The sequence below is a fragment of the Streptomyces sp. AMJ-169 genome, assembly GCF_055597585.1.
Window position 1 is genome coordinate 284073 of the sequence record NZ_JBVLTJ010000003.1, and the last position, 17785, is coordinate 301857.

The 17785-nt window shown below is 72.7% G+C and carries 15 protein-coding genes; 6 read left to right on the forward strand and 9 right to left on the reverse strand.

Features of this window, described 5'->3' with window-relative positions; genetic code table 11:
- Positions 1-103: 103 nt before the first annotated feature.
- A complete protein-coding gene (locus ACYUD3_RS09565; RefSeq protein WP_470966691.1) occupies positions 104-958 on the forward strand; it encodes an SDR family oxidoreductase in 855 nt (284 codons plus the stop codon).
- Positions 959-1068: 110 nt separating this feature from the next.
- On the opposite strand, the gene ACYUD3_RS09570 is transcribed toward ACYUD3_RS09565, so the two are convergent.
- Positions 1069-2076, reverse strand: coding sequence for a methyltransferase (locus ACYUD3_RS09570; protein ID WP_470966694.1), 1008 nt, complete (start codon positions 2074-2076; stop codon positions 1069-1071).
- Positions 2077-2338: 262 nt separating this feature from the next.
- Between ACYUD3_RS09570 and ACYUD3_RS09575 the strand changes: the two genes are divergently transcribed.
- Positions 2339-3205, forward strand: a complete 867-nt coding sequence (locus ACYUD3_RS09575; protein WP_470966695.1) for an NAD(P)-dependent oxidoreductase — start codon at positions 2339-2341, stop codon at positions 3203-3205.
- A 53-nt stretch (positions 3206-3258) separates the two neighbouring features.
- Here ACYUD3_RS09575 and ACYUD3_RS09580 read toward each other — a convergent pair whose 3' ends face one another.
- The gene (locus ACYUD3_RS09580) at positions 3259-4332 is read right to left on the reverse strand and encodes an LLM class flavin-dependent oxidoreductase (RefSeq protein WP_470966699.1); all 1074 of its coding nucleotides are present in this window, start codon (positions 4330-4332) and stop codon (positions 3259-3261) included.
- 36 nt (positions 4333-4368) lie between these two features.
- Positions 4369-5562, reverse strand: a complete 1194-nt coding sequence (locus ACYUD3_RS09585) for a cytochrome P450 (protein ID WP_470966701.1) — start codon at positions 5560-5562, stop codon at positions 4369-4371.
- Between the two features lie 213 nt (positions 5563-5775).
- Here ACYUD3_RS09585 and ACYUD3_RS09590 point away from each other — a divergent pair, with 213 nt between their 5' ends.
- Entirely contained in the window at positions 5776-7092 is a 1317-nt protein-coding gene (locus tag ACYUD3_RS09590) for an NAD(P)H-binding protein (RefSeq protein WP_470966704.1), read from the forward strand.
- Between the two features lie 56 nt (positions 7093-7148).
- Here the strand turns inward: ACYUD3_RS09590 and ACYUD3_RS09595 are convergent, their stop codons facing one another.
- Positions 7149-8639 (reverse strand): FAD-binding oxidoreductase, encoded by a 1491-nt coding sequence (locus tag ACYUD3_RS09595; RefSeq protein WP_470966706.1) that lies wholly within the window; start codon positions 8637-8639, stop codon positions 7149-7151.
- A gap of 198 nt (positions 8640-8837) precedes the next feature.
- On the opposite strand from ACYUD3_RS09595, the gene ACYUD3_RS09600 reads away from it, so the two are divergent.
- Positions 8838-9608 (forward strand): SDR family NAD(P)-dependent oxidoreductase, encoded by a 771-nt coding sequence (locus tag ACYUD3_RS09600; protein ID WP_470966709.1) that lies wholly within the window; start codon positions 8838-8840, stop codon positions 9606-9608.
- 234 nt (positions 9609-9842) lie between these two features.
- On the opposite strand, the gene ACYUD3_RS09605 is transcribed toward ACYUD3_RS09600, so the two are convergent.
- Both ACYUD3_RS09605 and ACYUD3_RS09610 read right to left on the reverse strand, forming a co-directional pair.
- Positions 9843-10664, reverse strand: coding sequence for an SAM hydroxide adenosyltransferase (locus ACYUD3_RS09605; protein ID WP_470966711.1), 822 nt, complete (start codon positions 10662-10664; stop codon positions 9843-9845).
- A gap of 227 nt (positions 10665-10891) precedes the next feature.
- On the reverse strand, positions 10892-12034 hold the full coding sequence (locus ACYUD3_RS09610; RefSeq protein ID WP_470966714.1) for an SGNH/GDSL hydrolase family protein: 1143 nt from the start codon (positions 12032-12034) through the stop codon (positions 10892-10894).
- 199 nt (positions 12035-12233) lie between these two features.
- Here ACYUD3_RS09610 and ACYUD3_RS09615 point away from each other — a divergent pair, with 199 nt between their 5' ends.
- Positions 12234-13079, forward strand: a complete 846-nt coding sequence (locus tag ACYUD3_RS09615; protein WP_470966717.1) for a hypothetical protein — start codon at positions 12234-12236, stop codon at positions 13077-13079.
- Positions 13080-13142: 63 nt separating this feature from the next.
- Here ACYUD3_RS09615 and ACYUD3_RS09620 read toward each other — a convergent pair whose 3' ends face one another.
- The 3 genes from ACYUD3_RS09620 to ACYUD3_RS09630 are packed head-to-tail and all read right to left on the reverse strand — an operon-like array spanning position 13143 to position 16502.
- The gene (locus ACYUD3_RS09620) at positions 13143-13826 is read right to left on the reverse strand and encodes an SDR family NAD(P)-dependent oxidoreductase (protein WP_470966719.1); all 684 of its coding nucleotides are present in this window, start codon (positions 13824-13826) and stop codon (positions 13143-13145) included.
- Between the two features lie 49 nt (positions 13827-13875).
- The gene (locus tag ACYUD3_RS09625; RefSeq protein WP_470966721.1) at positions 13876-14607 is read right to left on the reverse strand and encodes an SDR family NAD(P)-dependent oxidoreductase; all 732 of its coding nucleotides are present in this window, start codon (positions 14605-14607) and stop codon (positions 13876-13878) included.
- The gene (locus tag ACYUD3_RS09630; protein ID WP_470966724.1) at positions 14604-16502 is read right to left on the reverse strand and encodes an APC family permease; all 1899 of its coding nucleotides are present in this window, start codon (positions 16500-16502) and stop codon (positions 14604-14606) included. The genes ACYUD3_RS09625 and ACYUD3_RS09630 overlap by 4 nt, the downstream gene beginning before the upstream one ends.
- 253 nt (positions 16503-16755) lie before the next feature.
- On the opposite strand from ACYUD3_RS09630, the gene ACYUD3_RS09635 reads away from it, so the two are divergent.
- On the forward strand, positions 16756-17667 hold the full coding sequence (locus tag ACYUD3_RS09635) for a LysR family transcriptional regulator (RefSeq protein WP_470966726.1): 912 nt from the start codon (positions 16756-16758) through the stop codon (positions 17665-17667).
- The last annotated feature ends 118 nt before the right edge of the window (positions 17668-17785 follow it).

The following is a 17785-nucleotide window of genomic DNA, read 5'->3' on the forward strand; positions in this document are numbered from 1 at the left end:
GCGTGCGGGGCGGCGCTGGGGCGGTTGTCCAGCGGCGTTGGAGCAGTCGGCGCTGGCTCGCCGGTCGAGCCCCGCTCCAGCGGCGGCGGTGACGCTGGCGGGTATGGCAGACGAGATTCTGGTGACAGGAGCGCGCGGCGCGGTCGGCCGGGCCGCGCTGGAGGCGCTGGTTCAACGGGGCGCGCGGGTAAGGGCGTTGACGCGGCAGGCGGGGCGGGAGGGGCTGCCCGACGGGGTGCGGTCGGTGGCCGTCGGCGATCTGGCCCGGCCGGGGAGTATCGCGCCCGCGCTGCGCGGGGTGGGCGCGCTGCTGCTGGTGGTCGTCGCGGACGAGGACGTCGCCGCCGTGCTCGCCGAGGCGCGCCGGCAGGGGGTGCGGCGGGTGGTGCTGATCTCCTCCGGCGGGGTCCACGACGGCGTCGCCGTCCAGCCCGACGCGCTCGCCGCCCGGCACGCGCGCGCGGAGGACGCCGTACGGGCGAGCGGTCTGGAGGCGGTCGTGCTGCGTCCGCGCTGGCTGGCGCGCAACGCCCTGTGGTGGGCGGGGGCGTTGCGGGCGGGGCGGGCGGTGCGGCTGGCGTATCCGGAGGCGGTGACGGCGCCGGTGGACGAGCGGGATGTGGGGGAGGTGGCGGCCGTGGAGCTGCTGGCGGAGCGGCCCGAGCAGAGTTTGCGGGTGCTGACGGGGCCTCAGATCCTTACGCAGGCCGAGCAGTTGGGGGTCATCGGGGCGGTGACGGGGGTGCCGGCGCGCTGGGAGCGGATTCCTGCGGAGGAGTGGCGGCGGGGGCTCCAGGAGTATGTGCCGGGGGAGGTGCTGGACGTACTGCTGAAGCAGCAGGCCGAGTTGACGGCCGATCAGATCGAGATCTCGGGGGAGACGGAGAAGGTGCTGGGGCGGGGGGCTTCGGCGTTCTCGGAGTGGGCGGGGCGCAATCGGGGGGCGTTCGTGAACTGACCCTGCTCTTGGCCCTCTTACTGGACGAGGCCCCGCCGCCCTCTCCCGGGCGGCGGGGCCTCGTCGTCCCCAGGAGTCCCCTCAACTCCCTTGCTGCATAAGGGAGTCCGTCACACCTTGTGCCCGATGACCAAGCTGCTCGACGCCCCGTGCGCGTGCCGTTCCACATTGCTGAAGCCCGCCTCCGCGAGCCAGGAGGCGCAGTCGGCTGCGAGGTACTGGGAGCCGCCGGACCACATGCGCATGTCGAGGCTGAGGAGGGAGTTGACGAGGCGCGGGGTGTCCTCGTCGAGCATGGCGTCGTAGATGAGGAGCGCGCCGCCGGGGTTGACGGCTTCGGCGGCCGAGCGGATCAGTGAACGGCGGGCGTCCTGGGGCCAGTTGTGCAGGACGTGGCCGAGGATGACGACGTCGGCCTTGGGCAGCGGGTCCTTGAAGAAGTCGCCGGGGTGGAAGGTGAGCCGGCCCGCGCTGACGCGGCCCGCCGTGAAGCGGGTGAACGCCGGTTCCAGCGCGGGCAGGTCGAAGACGGCGGCCCGCAGGTGGGGGTGGGCCTCGGCGATGGTCGTCGCGAGGCTGCCGCGCGCGCCGCCGACGTCCAGGACCGACTTATAGCCGCTCCAGTCGCGGTCGGCGATCTGCCGGGCGAGGGGGGCGACGATGAAGTCCATCGCGTCGACGAACCCGTCCCGCTTCGCCTCGGACTCGTACAGGTCGTAGGGCCGGTCGTCCTCCGCGCGGGGCGTCGACTCGCCGGTGCGCAGGGTGTTGGCGAGGCCGCTCCACGCGGGGTGGACCTCGGTCTCCTGGTTGTCCAGGAAGCCGCCGATGTAGCCCGGGCGGCCCGGGACGAGGCAGGCGGCGTGCGCGGTGAGGGAGAAGGTGCCGTCGTTGGCGCGCGTCACCAGCTCAAGACCGGCGAGGGCGTGCAGCAGGTCGCGCAGCGCCTCCGGGTGCAGGCCGAGCTTGCCGGCGAGCTGGCGGTCGGTGCGCGGGCCCTTGTCGAGTTCGGTGAAGACGTCGGCGCGCCAGGCGCCGAGCACGGCCAGGGCACGTCGGTAGCCGCCGACGATGTCGATCACTCGCCAAGGCTGCGGCGTGGTCTGTTCGGTGGTCATGGGGGCCTCCTTGTCGGGAGCGGCACACGCTAGGCGGATCCGCTGGGGCGGCACTCGACGACGACTGGCGCGGCGGCACGCACCCGCGCCCCAAGCCGCGCCCTGGCCCGGCGCACCCGGCGCCCGAGCCGCGCCCAAGCTCCAGCGCACCCAGCCCTGAAGCCACCCCCTTCAGCCACACCCCAACTCCCATCGAGAGCCGCCCGCGAGATTGGTGCACCTACCGCGCGGGCGTCGCGCGGACGACGGAAGGCGGCCGGAGATGGCGGAGCGAGGCAGTGTCGGGGTGATCGGACTGGGCGCGATGGGCCGGGGCATGGCGCACCGGCTGGTCGAATCGGGCTTCCCCACAACGGTGTTCAACCGGACCCCGGGCCGGGCGGACGAGGTCGTCGCGGCGGGCGCGGCCCAGGGCGCGACGGCCGCCGAGACGGCGGCGGGCCGGGACGTCGTACTGATCAGCCTCAGTGACGAGGACGCCGTCGAGGATGTGCTCGGGCGGCAAGGGGTGCTCGCGGCGATGCGGGGCGGGGCGACGCTGCTGGACACCTCGGCGGTGGGGCGGGACTTCGCGCGGGAGCTGGACGGGCGGTGCGCCGCCGCCGGGGTCCGCCGGGTGGAGACGGCCGTCATCGGCAATCCGCTCCAGGCGAGGGCGGGCGATCTGCGGGTGTTCACGGCCGGGGACCCGGCGGACGCCGAGCGGGTCGCGGACGTGCTGGCCGCGCTGGGCTCCTCCCGGGTGCACTGGGGCGGTCCGGGCGCCGCCACGACGGCGAAGCTCGCCTTCAACCTGGTCCTGGCCGCGCAGGTGGCGGCCCTGGCGGAGGCGGTGTCGGTGGGCGCGGACGCGGGACTTGACCGCGACCTGCTGCTCACGGCGATCTCCCAGAGCGGCTTCAGCTCCCCGGTGCTGCGCTTCCGCGCCGACCTGATGCGCGCCCGCCGCTACGACCCGCCCTTCTTCCGCACCCGCCTGATGGAGAAGGACCTCCGCCTGGCCCTGTCCACGGCCCGCCCGGACACCTACCGGGTCCTGGAGGCGGCCCGCTCCCTGTTCGAGGAGGCGGCGAAGGCCGGGTACGGCGACAAGGACGCGGCGTCGGTGATCGAGCACGTGACGGGCTGACGCGGAAGGGCGCCCCGACCGCGGCCGGGGCGCCCTTTCCCGCCGGGCACCGCCTACAGCTCGGACAACACGGCCTTCAGCGTGGGCAGTTCACGCCCCCGGGCCATGATCTCGTCCATCCCGCCCAGCAGTCCGGTGATGTTGGCGAGCACCATGTGTTCCATGCCGGCCTTGGCGTAGTCCTCGAACTGCCGGGCCAGTTCCTCGGCGTTGCCGACGCACAGCACCTTCTGGACCATCTCGAACGGGATGGTCGGGGCGAGGTCGCGCAGGTCGTCGGCGTCGAGGTCGTGGACGACGACGTCCACGAACCCCTTGGACGTGCCGCTGAGCGGATGCGTCAGGCCCTGCGCCTCCCACATGGCCCCCGTCGCGAACAGCCCGAACAGCTTCGCGAGCGGCGCCGCCTCGAACATCTCGGCGGCCCGGTCGACGCTCTCGGCGAAGAGGGTGAACCGCAGCATCGAGGCGACCGGAGTGGGCCGGCCCGCGGCCTCGGCGTGCCCCGCGACGACGGCCAGCTTCTCCCCGTACTCCTGCGGCGACATCCACCACGCCGGGATCCAGCCGTCCCCGTACCGCCCGGTGAGCCGCAGCATGCGCGGGCCGTGTCCGGCGACCCAGACCGCCGGGCCGCCCTTGCCCTCCAGGGTCAGCGGCAGGCCGGTGCGGCCGGGGCCCGAGGGCATGCGGCCGGTGTCGAGGAGGTGGCGCAGTTCGCCGAGGACGTGCTCCAGGACGGACACCGGCTTGTCGAAGGGGTAGCCGAACGGCAGCAGGCTCTCCGCCTCGCCGGAGCCGATGCCGAGGATGAAGCCGCCGGGGAGCAGTTCGTTGAGGGTGAGCGCGGTGCGGGCGAGGTCGGCGGCGCCGCGCCGGGTCGCGTCGGTCACGGAGACGCCGTAGGGCAGATCGGTCAGCGTCGACAGGCGGGCGCCGTAGCAGAAGGGGTCGTAGAAGGCGTCCGGGTCGTCGCCCAGGGCGGACAGCGCGATGTCGGGCCAGAGCTTGGGGTGGAAGACGCCCAGGAGGTGGTCGGGGGCCCAGTAGGAGTCGAAGCCGCTCTGTTCGTAGAGGGCGAGGAGCTGTTCGGTGCCGGCGAACGGGGACATAGCGGGAAGGGTCATGCCGACGCGCATGGTGCCTCTTTCGTGGGGGTGGGGTTACCGGGCGGGTACGAGGGCCGTCGGGAGGCTGGTGAAGCCGCGCAGCATGTTGTGCAGGAGGCGCACCGGCTCCCCCGCCGGTTCGAGCCGCTCGACGCGCTGGGCGAGCGAGATCAGCAGCGCCGTCATCTCGATGCGGGCGAACCGGGCGCCGGGGCAGACGTGGATGCCGTGGCTGAAGGTCAGGTGGTCGTTGGCGCGGTGCCGGTAGGGGTCGAAGGCGTCGGGGTACGGGTAGTGGCGTTCGTCGCGGTTGGCGGAGGCGATCAGGACGAGGACCCGGTCGCCCTCGGCGAACGGCACCCCGTGGAAGTCGAGGTCGCGGGTGACCGTGCGGCCCGTGAACCAGTTGACGGGCTCCAGGCGCAGCGTCTCCTCGACGACGGGTCCGGCGAGGGTGTGGTCCTCGCGCAGGGCGGCCCAGATCTCGGGGTGGGCGGTCAGGAACCACAGGGCGCTGGTGGTGGTGTTGATGGTGGTCTCGAAGCTGCCGAAGACGAAGCTGGCGAGCGTCGTCATGACCTCCGCCAGCTCCATCCGCCCGGCGTCCAGGGCCGCGTAGTAGGCGGCGCCCCAGCTGTCGGGGAGGATGTTCTCCCGCTGGAGCAGTTCGCCCAGGTTCTCGAACGCCCCGGCGAGCAGCGGAATCCCTTGTTTGGTGCGCTCGTTGGCGGGTCCGAAGGTGTTGAACGACGCGGTGGTCATCGCGAGCAGTTCCTCGCGGCCTTCCCGGGGCAGGCCGATGAGATCCCCGGCGACCTCCAGCGGGAAGGGCTTGGCGAGGTCGGCGACGAGGTCCACGCTGCCCTTGCCGAGCAGCGCGTCGACGTACGCGTCCGCGCGCGCCGCGATCCGCTCCCGTACGCCGCGCAGCGCGCGCGGGGACAGCTGTTCGGCCGCGAGGTCGCGCATCCGCTCGTGCTCGGGCCCGTCGGCCCCGGAGGCGCCGGTCTGCGACATGTCCTCCCGGTAGGGCTCGACGCCCGCGTTGGGCGCGGAGGTGAACGACTTGTGGTCGCGCAGGATCTGCCGGACGTGCTGGTAACCGGCCACGGCCCAGGCCCCGTTGTGGGAGGTGAGGCGGACGGCGGGGCCCGCGGCGCGCAGCCGGGCGTAGACGGGGTAGGGGTCGAGCAGCTGCTCGTCCAGGAACATGTCCTGGTCGTGGGTGGGAATCTGGGCGGTGGTCATGCCGGGCCTCCTGGCGGGTGGGGGTTGCGGTGCGGCGGGCGGGACCCCATGAGCGGGATCAATCTCGCGGCGGCTGCTCGAACGCCGTTGGAGCACGGCTGAAAGAGACCGGGCGCACCCGCTGTGACCAGGGCGGATCAGCCGCCGTCGAGTCCGGGCCGAGCGGCGGCCCCTAGCTTGGGCCGACCCGTTGTGCGACCCGAGGAGACGATCATGATCCTGGTGACCGGTGCGACCGGAAACGTCGGCCGCCCGCTCGTGGAACAGCTGCTCGCCGCAGGAGCCTCGCTGCGGGCCCTGACCCGCGACCCGGGGGCGCTGCGACTCCCGGCCGGCGCCGAGGTGCTGGGCGCCGACCTGCTGCGGCCCGAGCAGGTGACGGCCGCGCTGACCGGCGTGGACACGGTGTTCCTGAACATGTCGGCGGTGGGTGAGACGACGGCGGAGTTCCTGGCGGTCGCCCGCAAGCAGGGGGTGCGCCGGGTGGTGATGCTGTCGTCGTCGTCCGTGCGCGACGAGGCCGCCGAGCAGCCCAGTATGCTCGCGGGCTGGCACAAGGCGAGCGAGGACCTGGTCAAGGAGTCGGGCCTGGAGTGGACGATCCTGCGGCCCGGCGAGTTCGCGAGCAACGCCCTGTGGACCTGGGGCGAGCAGCTGCGCGCGACCGGCGCAGTCCGGGGCGCGTACGGCAAGGCGGCGACGGCGCCGATCCATGAGCGGGACATCGCGGCGGTGGCCGTACGGGCGCTGCTGACGGACGATCACGTCGGCAAGGTGTACGTGCTGACCGGCCCCGAGTCGCTCACCCAGTACGACAAGGTGCGCGTCCTCGGGGAGGCCGCCGGGCAGCCGTTCCGGTTCGAGGAGATCTCGCCGGAGGCGGCGCGGGCGGACTATCTCGCGCGGGGTATGCAGGAGCAGGCCACCGACACGATGCGCGAGCACTTCGGCAAGGCGGTCGACGGCATTCTGCGCGGCCTGTCCGAGTCGGTGTCCGGTCCCGCCCCGCTCACCTCGGCGGTGCGGGACGTGACGGGTCTGCCGGCGCGGACGTTCGCCCAGTGGGCGGCGGAGAACGCGACCGCGCTGCGGCCGGCCGTGCCGAGCCCGCGCGAAGTGGTCCTGGAGCTGCTGGAGGAGCGGCAGAAGGGGGCGCGGGTCGGGCTCTCCGACTACTACGCCGACGACGCCGTCCTCGAGCACGTCTTCGGTGTCTTCCCCCCGACCCGCTGGGAGGGCCGCGAGGAGCTGCGCAACCACTTCGGCTACCAGGGCTCGCAGGCCTTCCAGGTCAAGGCCCACAAGGTCTTCGTGCACGAGACGGCCGACCCCGAAGTCATCGTCGTGGAGTGGGAGTTCGACATGATCGAGATCTCCTCCGGCCGGGCGACCCGGCTCGCGAACATCGTCGTGATGCGGGTGCGCGACGGCCGGATCGTGGAGTCCCGCGACTACCACAACCACCTCGGCCTCGCCGCCGCCACGGACAGCCTGCCGGCCCTGGTCGACTTCCTGAACGGCGCGAGCTGACCTCGTACGGACACGGCTGAGGCGCCCGGATCACCGACCCGGGCGCCTCAGCGGCGCTAGGCCGGCTCCACCGACAGCGCGTGCCGGAAGACCCCCTTGGGATCCCAGTGCGCCTTCGCGCGCGCCAGCCGGGGGTAGTTGCCCTGGTGGTAGAGCCGGCACCAGGGCACCCCCGAGGTGTTCCAGCGCGGGTCCGCGAGGTCGGTGTCGGGGTAGTTGATGTACGACCCGTCCAGCGCGGGCACTCCCCCGCTGTCCGCGTAGACGTCCGCGTACAGCCGCCGGATCCGCTCCAGATGCAGGTCGTCCTCGGCCGGGTCCCGCCATGTCGTCACGTACAACGCCTTGAGGACGGCGTCCCGCTGGGCCGTCGCGGTGGCGCCGGGCGCGACGGTGCGGACGGCGCCCCCGTACGACATGAACTGCACGCCGGCGGCCGGGTACGCGTACTCGGCGCTGCTCAACCCCGCGTACAGGGCGTCCAGTTGGCGGTCGGTGTAGCCCGCGCGCAGATAGGCGGCCTTGCCCTTCCAGCGCGAACCGGTGTCGGGGAGCGGGGAGTTGAGCATCGACTCCAGCCAGGGCCTGGTGCGTACGGACAGCTCGGGTTTCAGTCCGACCCCTTCGTCGAGCGCGTCCACGTACGCCCGCAACAGCCCCTCGGCGCCGGGGAGTCCAGCGTCGATGGTCGTGCTCATCAGCACGCTGCCGAGGGCCCGGTTCATGACGTTGAGGACGCTGTAGAGGGCGGTGTACGGGGAGTCGGGGGCGCTGTTGCGCTCGTGCCAGCCGGCGTGGTTGCGCAGGAGCCTGCGGAAGCGTTCGGGGGTCAGCTCGGCCCAGGGCCAGATCACCAGGCTGTCCAGCACGGCCGCCGGGGGTTTCGGCAGGAGGTCGGCGGGGGCGGTGCCGGCGGGTTCGGCGGCGCGCAGCCAGTACTTCGTGACGGCGCCGAACGTACCGCCGCCGCCCCCGGTGTGCGCCCACCACAGATCGCCGAGCGCACCGCCGTCGTCCCGGCTCGCCACCACCCGGCGGGCCCGGCCCGCCTCGTCCACCACGACCGCCTCGACGGCGTGGAGGTAGTCGACGACGCAGCCGTGCCGGCGGGTCAGCGTGCCGTATCCGCCGCCGGCGATGTGCCCGCCGGCCGCGACGCCGGGGAACGCGCCGCCGGGTACGGTGACGCCCCAGCCTTTGTAGAGGGTGCGGTACAAGTCGCCCAGCCGGGCGCCGGGTTCGACCGCGAAGGCGCCCATGGCGGGGTCGTGATACACCTGGTTCAGCTCGGACATGTCGATCAGGAACTCGGTGGCGGGGCCGTCGACGAGCGCGTCGAGGCAGTGGCCGCCGCTGCGGATCGCCAGGCGCAGGTTCGCGTCGACGGCGTCCTGCACCGCTTCTACGGTCTGGTCGGCCGAGCCGACGATGCGGATGTGCTGCGGGGTGCCGGTGAAGCGGTGGTTGGCTCCTCTGGTCAGGTCCGGGTACCGGGGGTCCTCGGGAGTGATCCGCACCGGGCCCAAAGGGCGTTCGCCGTCGGTCATCTGCCACCCACTTCTCGTCGCGCGGCCCGGTTTCGGGCATGTCGCGTCCAGCTCATCCGAACCGGCTCGACTGAGGCTGGTCCCCGGATCCAACGGGCCCTCGGGCCAGGGGACTTGCGCTCGCCGGGGTGAGAACCCGCCCGGGACTTGAGCGGCGCTTGAGTCCGCCTTGAGCCGGCGCCGCTAGGGTCCGCCGCCATGAGCGACCACCACGCGCAGCCCGCAGCAGACAGAGCCGTCGTCGTCACCGGCGGCGGGACCGGTATCGGGCGTGCCGTCGCGCGCCGGTTCGCCGAGGAGGGCGCGCGGGTCCTCGTCGTCGGCCGCAGCCCCGGCACCCTTGCGGAGGCCGCCGGGGGCAGCCCCGCGATCAGGACACTCTCCGTGGACATCACGGCGGACGGCGCGCCGGACGCGGTCGTCGGGGCGGCGCTGGAGCACTTCGGCCGGATCGACGTACTGGTGAACAACGCCGCCGTCGGCGTCAGCGGCACCCTGGACACCCTCTCGGTGAAGGACATCGACGCCCAGATCGCCACCAACCTGCGCGCCCCGCTGCTGCTGACGCGCCGCGCGCTCGACGCGCTGACGGCGAGTTCCGGCACGATCGTGAACGTCGGTACGGCCGGCACCCTCGGCACCCGGGCCTGCCCCAACCTGTCGGTCTACGGCGCGACCAAGGCCGGTCTCGACCTGCTGACCAGGACCTGGGCGGTGGAGCTGGCGCCGCGCGGCATCCGGGCGGTGGGGGTGGCGCCGGGGGTCGTCGACACGGGCATGGCCGTGCGCAGCGGCTGGGACGAGAAGAGCTACGCGGAGTTCCTGGAGCAGATGGCCGGCCGTGTCCCGGCCGGGCGGGTCGGCACGCCGGAGGAGATCGCCTGGTGGGTGGCACGGCTGGCCGATCCGCTCGCGGGGTATGTGAACGGGACGGTGGTGGCGGTGGACGGGGCGTTGTCGCAGTGCTGAACTCCGGCTGTTCATAGGGGAGTTGGCTTGCCGGGAAGCCCGCTCGGGGAGTTGGCTTCGCCGGGGCGCCCGCTCGGGAAGTTGGCTTGCCGGGGCGCCCGCTCGGGAAGTTGGCTTGCCGGGGCGCCCGCTCAGGGAGTTGGCTTGCCGGGGAGCCCGCTTCCCAGGAGCGTCGGCCTCCCTCTGCCGGGGCCGGCTTCCCGACGGCGCCCGCTTCCCAGGAGTGCCACCCTCCTACACCAGACCGTCCCCCTGCCGCAGCCCGAACCGCTCCGCCGCCGACCCGCCCCGCACCACCAGCTCCGCGAATCCGACCCCGGAGCTGCCGGTGGTCAACCCGGCCTCGCCGTACGGGACTTCGGGCAGCCGCTCGTACACGGGCACGTCGACGGTCCGCCCCGCCGCCCGGTCGAGGACCGTGACCGACCCCCCGCTGCCGCCCAACTCCCCCACGGGCCGGTCGAGTTTGCAGTTGCCGAAGTTGTCGACGACCGCGATCCGGGGGGCCGCAACCGTCCCGGGGGCGGTGACGGGCTCGGCCCGCCCCGGCACCGGATGCCCCTCCGCGAGCCAGCGGGCGAGCAGCGGGACGTACCAGAGGCTGCGGAACTGGGTGCGGGTGATCTCCTCGATCTGCCCGGGGTCGAGCTTCGCCCAGTCCCCCGCCGCCGCCTCCAGCACCTCGCGGACGTCGGTGACATGGACCTCCGTGACGCCGAGCGCGGGGGCGAGCGGGGCGAGGACGCGCGGGTTCCACGTGCTGATCACGAGGTGGTCGCCGTACCGGAACCAGCAGAAGGGCACGCCGTTGGGCCAATGCCCGTCCCTGGGGGCGATGTTGACGAGGACGACGACGGGGTGCGTGTCACCGCCGGTCGTGTCGGTGGCGCGCAGGACGTCGAGGAGGGTGAGCGCGGCGGCGCCCTCCGGGTCGGGTCCGGCGAGCGGCAGGACGGTCGGGACGCTGCCGAAGAGGGCGGCGGTGCGGGCGGCCTGGCGGGCCTGGGCGTTGGGGTCGACGCAGTCGGTGAGGACGACGACGGGGCGCGTGATCATGTGAGCAGCTTTCAGGGGGAGTTCGGGGCGGCGGTACCGGAATCCGGGTAACAAAAAAGGACCCTCCGGTGTCCGGAGGGTCCTTGCGCTGTGGGGCGCACGGCTTCGCTAGCGAAGTGCCTCCGGTGGAGGGGGCATCATTCGCATCATGGCGAGGGTGGAGGTGCGCTGCATGCGGCGTACCTTAACACCGTCGGCGGGGCGGTCGTCCACACCGTCCACGGCCCTCACCTCAGCACCCCCTCCGCCCCGAACGCGACCGGCAGGAACCGCTCCGCGATCAGCGCGTAGCCGGCCGTGTCCGGGTGCAGCCCGTCGGGCAGGTGCCCGACGTCGCCGGGCCCGAACAGGGTCAGCCCGTCGACGAGGTGCAGATTCCCGTCCCCGTCCTTGCGCCGCAGCTCGACATGGGCCCGCAGCAGCTCCCGTATCCGCGTCAACGTCAGCGCCCCGACGGCGAGTTCGTCCGGCCGGTCCGGCGTGTAGACCTTCCCGTCGCTCCCCACCAGCGTCGGCCCGGGCCGGGTCTCGGCGGCCGGGCAGACGAACGGGCTGGAGACGAGGATCGGCGTCGAAGGATGCCCCTCGCGGACGGTGTCGAGGAAGCCGTGCAGGGCGGGTACGAAGGTCCGCTCGCGCATGCTGTCGCCGTTGATGATGTTGATGCCCAGCTCCAGGCTGATCACGTCCACCGGGAGGTCCCGGATCGCGCGGGCGGCGAAGGGGTCGAGGTGGCACTGTCCGCCGAGGGCGAGGTTGACCAGCGAGCGCCCGGCCGCGCGGGCGACCAGCGCCGGCCAGGTCGCGGTGGGCCGGCCGGCCTCCGAGCACTGGCTGACGGAACTCCCGTAGTGCGCCCACACCGGCCCGCTCGCGGGCGCGGGCCGCACCGAGGCGCCGTCGGGGACGCGTACGTCGACCAGCGCGAAGCTCTGCGCGTTGGGCAGCCACACCTCCACCCGCCGCTCGGGGCCGGCCGCGCCCAGTTCGAGGCGGACCGTCGCGGGCGGGGCGGGACGGAGCTGCGCCGTCATGGTCGCGGGGTCGAAGTACGCCCGGGTCGTCCCGCGCACCACGACCGGCTCGCGCAGCTCCCCGTCGACGACGAGGTCGAGGCGGGCCCCGCCGGGCTCCGCGCCGAGCGGCAGCAGCTCGGTGAACCGCGCCTCCAGCTCCAGCGCGGCGGCGTCGGTGAGCAGTTCGAGGCGTACCCCTGAGGGCACCGAGCCGCACCACAAGTAGCCCTCTTCTTCGGCGAGTTGGGCGCGGCCGGAGTCGGGGGTGCGGTGCAGGACGATCCCGTCGGGCCCGGGTGTCCTCGCGAGGGCTCCGACGACGCAGTCGAGGGCGGTGCCGAGCACGGATCGCATATCAGTACCTCTTCCGTCGAACACCCGATGCCGATGTTTCCGGTATCTCATGACCGGCGCGAGAAGTGTGAGCCCCGATTCCGTCACTCTCCGGGCGGATCAGGCGGGCCCGCCGTCCCCCCGATACCGGAAAGGACCGAGCAGTCCGCGAAAGGGGAATTCCATGGCACCGGCCGTCCGGAGAATGCGCGTTTCACTCATGGCCGCCTTGGCGGTGGCCCTCACCACCGCTTCCGGTTTCGCGCCGGACCCGGCGGTCAGCACCGAATACGGTCCCCCGCTCCCGCTCGGCGACGGCACGCTGCGCACGTACACGCAGCGTGAGGGCGGCCGTCCGCTGGTCATGGGCGTGACGTTCCCGGCGTCCGCGCTGCGGAACCTCCCGACGGCGCCGAGCGACGGGAAGCACTGCTTCGACAAGGACGGGAACGGAACGATCGACCTGCACACGGAATGCTCGGTCGGCCATGAGCACGTCCTCGATCTGCCCTCCGGTTTCCCGGCCGCCGCGAATACCCCGTTCCTCTGGTCGCTGGTGAACTGGAACCCTTATGGCCATATCCCGATGGGCGTCTACAACGTCCCGCATTTCGACGTCCACTTCTACCTCCAGCCGAAGTCGGAACGCGACGCGATCCGCCCAGGACCGTGCCCGGTCCTCACGAACTGCGACGACTACAAGCGGGCGAAGCGCCCGGTGCCGTCCCGCTATCTGGCGCCGGGCCACGTGGACATGGACGCGGTCGAGCCGGCCATGGGCAACCACCTCCTGGACGCGGCGGCCCCCGAGTTCAACGGCGGCCGGTTCACCCGGACGTGGATCTACGGCGCGTACGACGGGGAGATCACGTTCTACGAGGCGATGGTCACGAAGTCCTGGCTGGACGGCCTGCGCACGGGCGCCGCCGCGAACGGCTGCCTCCCGTTCAGGCAGCCGCAGGCGTGGAAGCGGGCGGGGTGGTATCCGACACGGTACTGCGTGGAGTACCGGGCGGAGGACTACACCGTCTCGCTGAAAGGGTTCGCCTTCCGGCCCGGGACCTGAGCGGGCGGGCCGGGCGGCCGGTCGAGAGGCCGGGCCGCGCGGCCGGTTCCGCGCGAGCGCCCCTCACCGGACCGTGAGTCCCCCGCTGACCACCAGCGTCTCCCCGGTCAGATAAGTGCCGTGGCACAGCTTCCACACCCAGTCGGCGATCTCCTCGGGCCGCGCGGCCCGGCCCAGCGGGACGGCGCTCACCGCCTGTTCCATCCGGCCGCCCGCGCGGGTGCCGGGGGTGTCGACCCAGCCGGGGGCGACGGCGTTGACGGTGATGCCGGCGGCGCCGAGCTCCTGGGCGAGGGAACGGGTCAGGCATACCACGGCCGCCTTGGAGGCGCTGTAGATCAGCTGGCCCGGGGAGACCGCGAAGGCGTCGATGGAGGCGAAGTTGACGACCGCTCCGCCTCCGGCGGCGCGCAGGGCGGGGACGGCTTCGGCGGTGACGTTGAGGGTGCCGAGGACGTTGACGTCGAAGATCCGGCGGTACGTCGGCTCGTCGTAGTCGGCGAGGAGGGTGGGCGGGTAGACGCCGGCCGCGTTGACGACCGTCCGCAGGCGCGGTGTGGGGCGCAGGGCCTCGGCGACCGCCGTCCGGTCGGTGATGTCCACCGGCAACGGGCGGTAGGCCGGGCCGAGTTCGGCCGCCGCCTTCTCCAGGGCGGTGGCGTCGCGGTCGAGGGCGAGGACCGTCCAGCCCTCGGCCAGGAAGCGGTCGGCGACGGCACGGCCCATGCCGCTTGCCGCGCCGGTCACGAGGGCCGTACTCGCGAAGGGCTCGGCAAACTCGGTGAGTTCAGTGCTCTCAGTGCGCGAGAAACCCGCCATCAATGATCATCTCCGTTCCGGTGGTGAAGCTGGAGTCGTCGGACGCGAGGAAGGCGACGGCGCCGGAGATCTCCCGGACGTGGGCGCGGCGGCCCAGCGGGGTCCGCGGGATCACGCCGCCCTCCTCCTCGTGTGCGTTCATGGGGGTGCTGACCCCGCCGGGGCACAGGGCGTTGACGCGGACGCCGTCGGCGGCCAGTTCGAGGGCGGCGGTCTTGGTGAGCGCGATCAGGGCGCCCTTGCTCGCGCAGTAGGCGGCGTACCCGGGGGCGCCGACCACGCCGAAGACCGAGGCGACGTTGATCACCGAACCGCCGCCGCCCGCGCGCATCAGGGGTACGGCCGCCTGTATGCCGAGCAGGGCGCCGGTGACGTTGACCGCGAGGGTGGCGTTCCAGTCCTCGGGGCGTTCGTCGAGGAGGGGGGTGACGTGGATGATTCCCGCGTTGTTGACCAGGACGTCGAGGCGGCGGGCGTGTGCGGCGGCTGCCGCCCAGTCGGCGCGGGAGGTGACGTCGAGGTGCAGGTACTCGACGTCAAGACCGGCCTCCTGGAGGCGGGTGGCGGTGGCGTGGCCGGCGTCGTCGAGGATGTCGCAGGCCAGGACGCGGGCCCCTTCGGCGGCGAGCCGTTCGGCGTGCGAGGCGCCCTGTCCTCGGGCGGCGCCGGTGATCAGGGCGGTCTTTCCGGACAGCCGGGGTCTGGTCAACTGTGCCTCCTTGTAAGGGTGTTCACGGGATACGGCGCCGGTGCCGCTGCGGCGCGGCGGATCTCCAGCGCGACGTGCTCGTCCAGCTCTGCGGTGGCGAATCCGGAGGCGACGCCCCAGTAGTAGGCGATGAGCGCCACCCCGAGTTCGAGGAGCGTGCCGGCGGGGAACGCCAGCTCTTTCACCGGGCCGAACTCACCGGCGTAGCTGACCGGGAGGGTCGCCAGGAGCAGGAAGACGAGCCAGAAGCCGCTGCGGGTGTGCCGTCGGCCCTCGGTGTCGGCGAGCGCCCACACCGTGGCGACGTACGCGGCGACCACCATCGTGCTCGCGGCGCAGTAGACCGGGAACGGCCAGCTGCCGGCGGCGGGCTTCGTGCCGGTGGCCAGGAACCAGCCGCCCATGTCGCTGACGTAGCTCCAGGCGGCGAGGTAGAGCACGCTCACCGTGACGCCCGTGCGGCGCGGGAGCCAGCCGCGGCGGGGGGCGTAGTGGGCGCCGTACACGGCGAGGCCGGTGAAGATCACCACGGTGAGGTTGACCAGGGTGGTGTAGCCCGCCCAGTACATGATCGCGGCGGCGGCGAGGAAGCCCGCCGGGGCCCAGAGCCTCGGCCCGCGGAGCAGGAACGGTCTGGGCAGGGCGGGGGCGTGGCGGCGCAGCACCGGCAGGCAGACCGCGGCCATCAGGGCGCTGAGGACCATCGCGGCGCTGATGAAGCCGACCAGCCGGTACCAGCTGGGGGCGGGCAGGAAGAAGACGCAGCCGGCGGCGAAGGCGACCAGGGTGGAGACCCAGGGGATGCCGTGCCGGTTGGTCTTCTGGAACGCCTTGGGGAGGTAGCCGTGCACGCTCAGTCCGAAGCCGACGCGGGCCGCGGTGCCGAGGTAGATGTAGCCGGCCCCGCCCGGGGACACGACGGCGTCGATGAGCAGGACCGTCGCGAAGGCGCCGAGGGCGGCCAGGGAGGAGGCGCGCAGGGCGTGCAGCAGCGGTCCTTCCGCCCATGAACTGCCGCCCAGCGCCGACCAGTTGCCCACCGAGATGCCGGCGTCGGGCCAGTTCACCGCGCCGATGAAGGCGATCTGGAGGGCGAGGTAGACGGCGAGCGGGATCAGTATGGTGCCGAGCGTGCCGAGCGGGACCGTGCGGCGCGGTGCGACGACCTCGCCGCTGAAGTCGATGACGCCGCGGAAGCCCATCAGCGCGAAGGCGATGCCGGACACCGCGACCGTCTCGAAGACCGAGCCGCCGCCTTCGGGGAAGAAGCCGTGGGCGGTGTAGTTGGCGGAGTCGAAGACGAACAGGAGCAGTACGAAGGTGGCCGTGGGGACGAGGATCTTCCACCAGGTCACCCAGCGGTTGGCCTCGCCGAGCAGCCGTACGCCGAAGGTGTTGATCAGGAGGAAGAGGGTCATCAGGCCGACGGCGGCGAGGATCCCGGCCGGCCAGGTCAGCACGGAGACGCCGGACTTCACCTCCATCAGGCCGAGGCCGGGGAAGGCGCTGCCGAGGTAGGTGATGACGGCGAGCGCCTCGATGGCGGGCAGCGAGACGTTGGCGATCCAGTACGAGAAGCCCATGATCCAGCCGGTCAGGCCGCCGTGGGTGAGGTACGGGTAGCGGACGATGGCGCCGCTGCGGGGCAGGGCCGCGCCGACCTCCGTCCAGGCCAGCGCGATCAGGGTGATCAGGACGCCGCCGATGATCCACGAGATGATCGCGGCCGGGCCCGCGGCTCCGGCGGCGTACAGCATCGCGAACAGCCAGCCGGAGCCGATCTGGCCGCCGACGCCGAGGAAGAGGACCTGCTGGAGGGACATGGTGCGGCGGAGTCTGCCGTCCGCGCCCTCGTCCGGAGCCGGCCGCCGGGGCCGCTCAGGGGATTGCGGCACGGGAAACCTCCTGGATACCTGGGGAGTGGGGAGGTGGGAGGAGCCTGAGCGTGAGGGTGCGGGGAGGCCGGGGTCCTGCGCCGACGGTGTGCGGCGGGCCGTTGACCGCCTCAGCGCTTGCGGTGAGTATGAGGAGCCCCCGGGCGATCGGTGAACCCTCGAAGTTCCGGGGTTCCTCAAGGGAGAACCTTTGGCGGAACGTCTCGACACACCTGGAGGAGCTTTCGATGGACCCTCTTCGCCGGGCGGCCCGATGATGACGCTTCAGCAGCTGACCTATTTCCTCGCCGCCGTCGAGCACGGCTCCTTCTCCGCCGCCGCCGAGGCCCTGTACATCGCGCAGCCGAGCCTGTCCGAGCAGATCAGACGCCTGGAGCACGCGCTCGGCGTACCGCTCTTCGTGCGCACCAACCGCAAGCTGGTGCTGACCGACGCGGGCCATCTGCTGCTGCCGCGCGCCCAGCACGCGCTGGCCGCCGCGCAGGAGGCGGAGGACTCGGTGCGCGGGGTGCGCACGCTCACCGGCGGCACCGTCTCGCTGGGGACGTTCAGCAGCGCGCAGCATCTTTTGCTGGGCGACCTGATAGCGGAGTTCCACGACCGCCACCCCCAGGTGCGGGTCCGGGTCGTGGGGCTGAACTCCACGGAGGTCGCCGACGCCGTCCGCGACGGCACGCTGGAGGCGGGGCTCGTCTCGCTGCCCGTGGACGACCGCGGGCTGGACGTGAGCAACGCGGTCTGGACGTGCGAGGCCGTGTACCTCAGCACCTCCCCGGTGACCGAGCCGGTCACGGCCGAACTGCTGGCGCGGGCGCGGCTCATCCTGCCCGAGGCGCGCTGGGGCAACGCCGATCCGACGCGGCGGCGGCTCCTGGAGCGGGTGCAGAAGGCGGGCCTCTCCCTGACGCCGTGGGTGGAGGTCGAGTCGCCCGCGCTGGCGATCGCCCTCGCCTCCCGGGGCGTCGGGGACACCGTCGGCTCACTGCCCCTCGCGCGCCGCCTCGGCTACCTGGGCCGGCTGCACCCGGCCCCGCTGGACCCGCCGCTGCACGAGACCTTCGCGTTCATCACCCGCCGCGAGGCCCATCTGTCCCCGGCGACAAGGGTGTTGATGGAGCTGGCAACGAAACACCTGGCCCGGCTGGGGAGTTGCGCGCGGCCGTAGCCAAACCTTGCGGCCGTAGCCAAAGCCTTGCGGCCGTAGCCAACCCTTGCGGCCATAGCCAAAACCTTTGGGGCGGGGCGGAATTCACGCGTTCACCTGGAGCCGCGCCGCTGCCCAT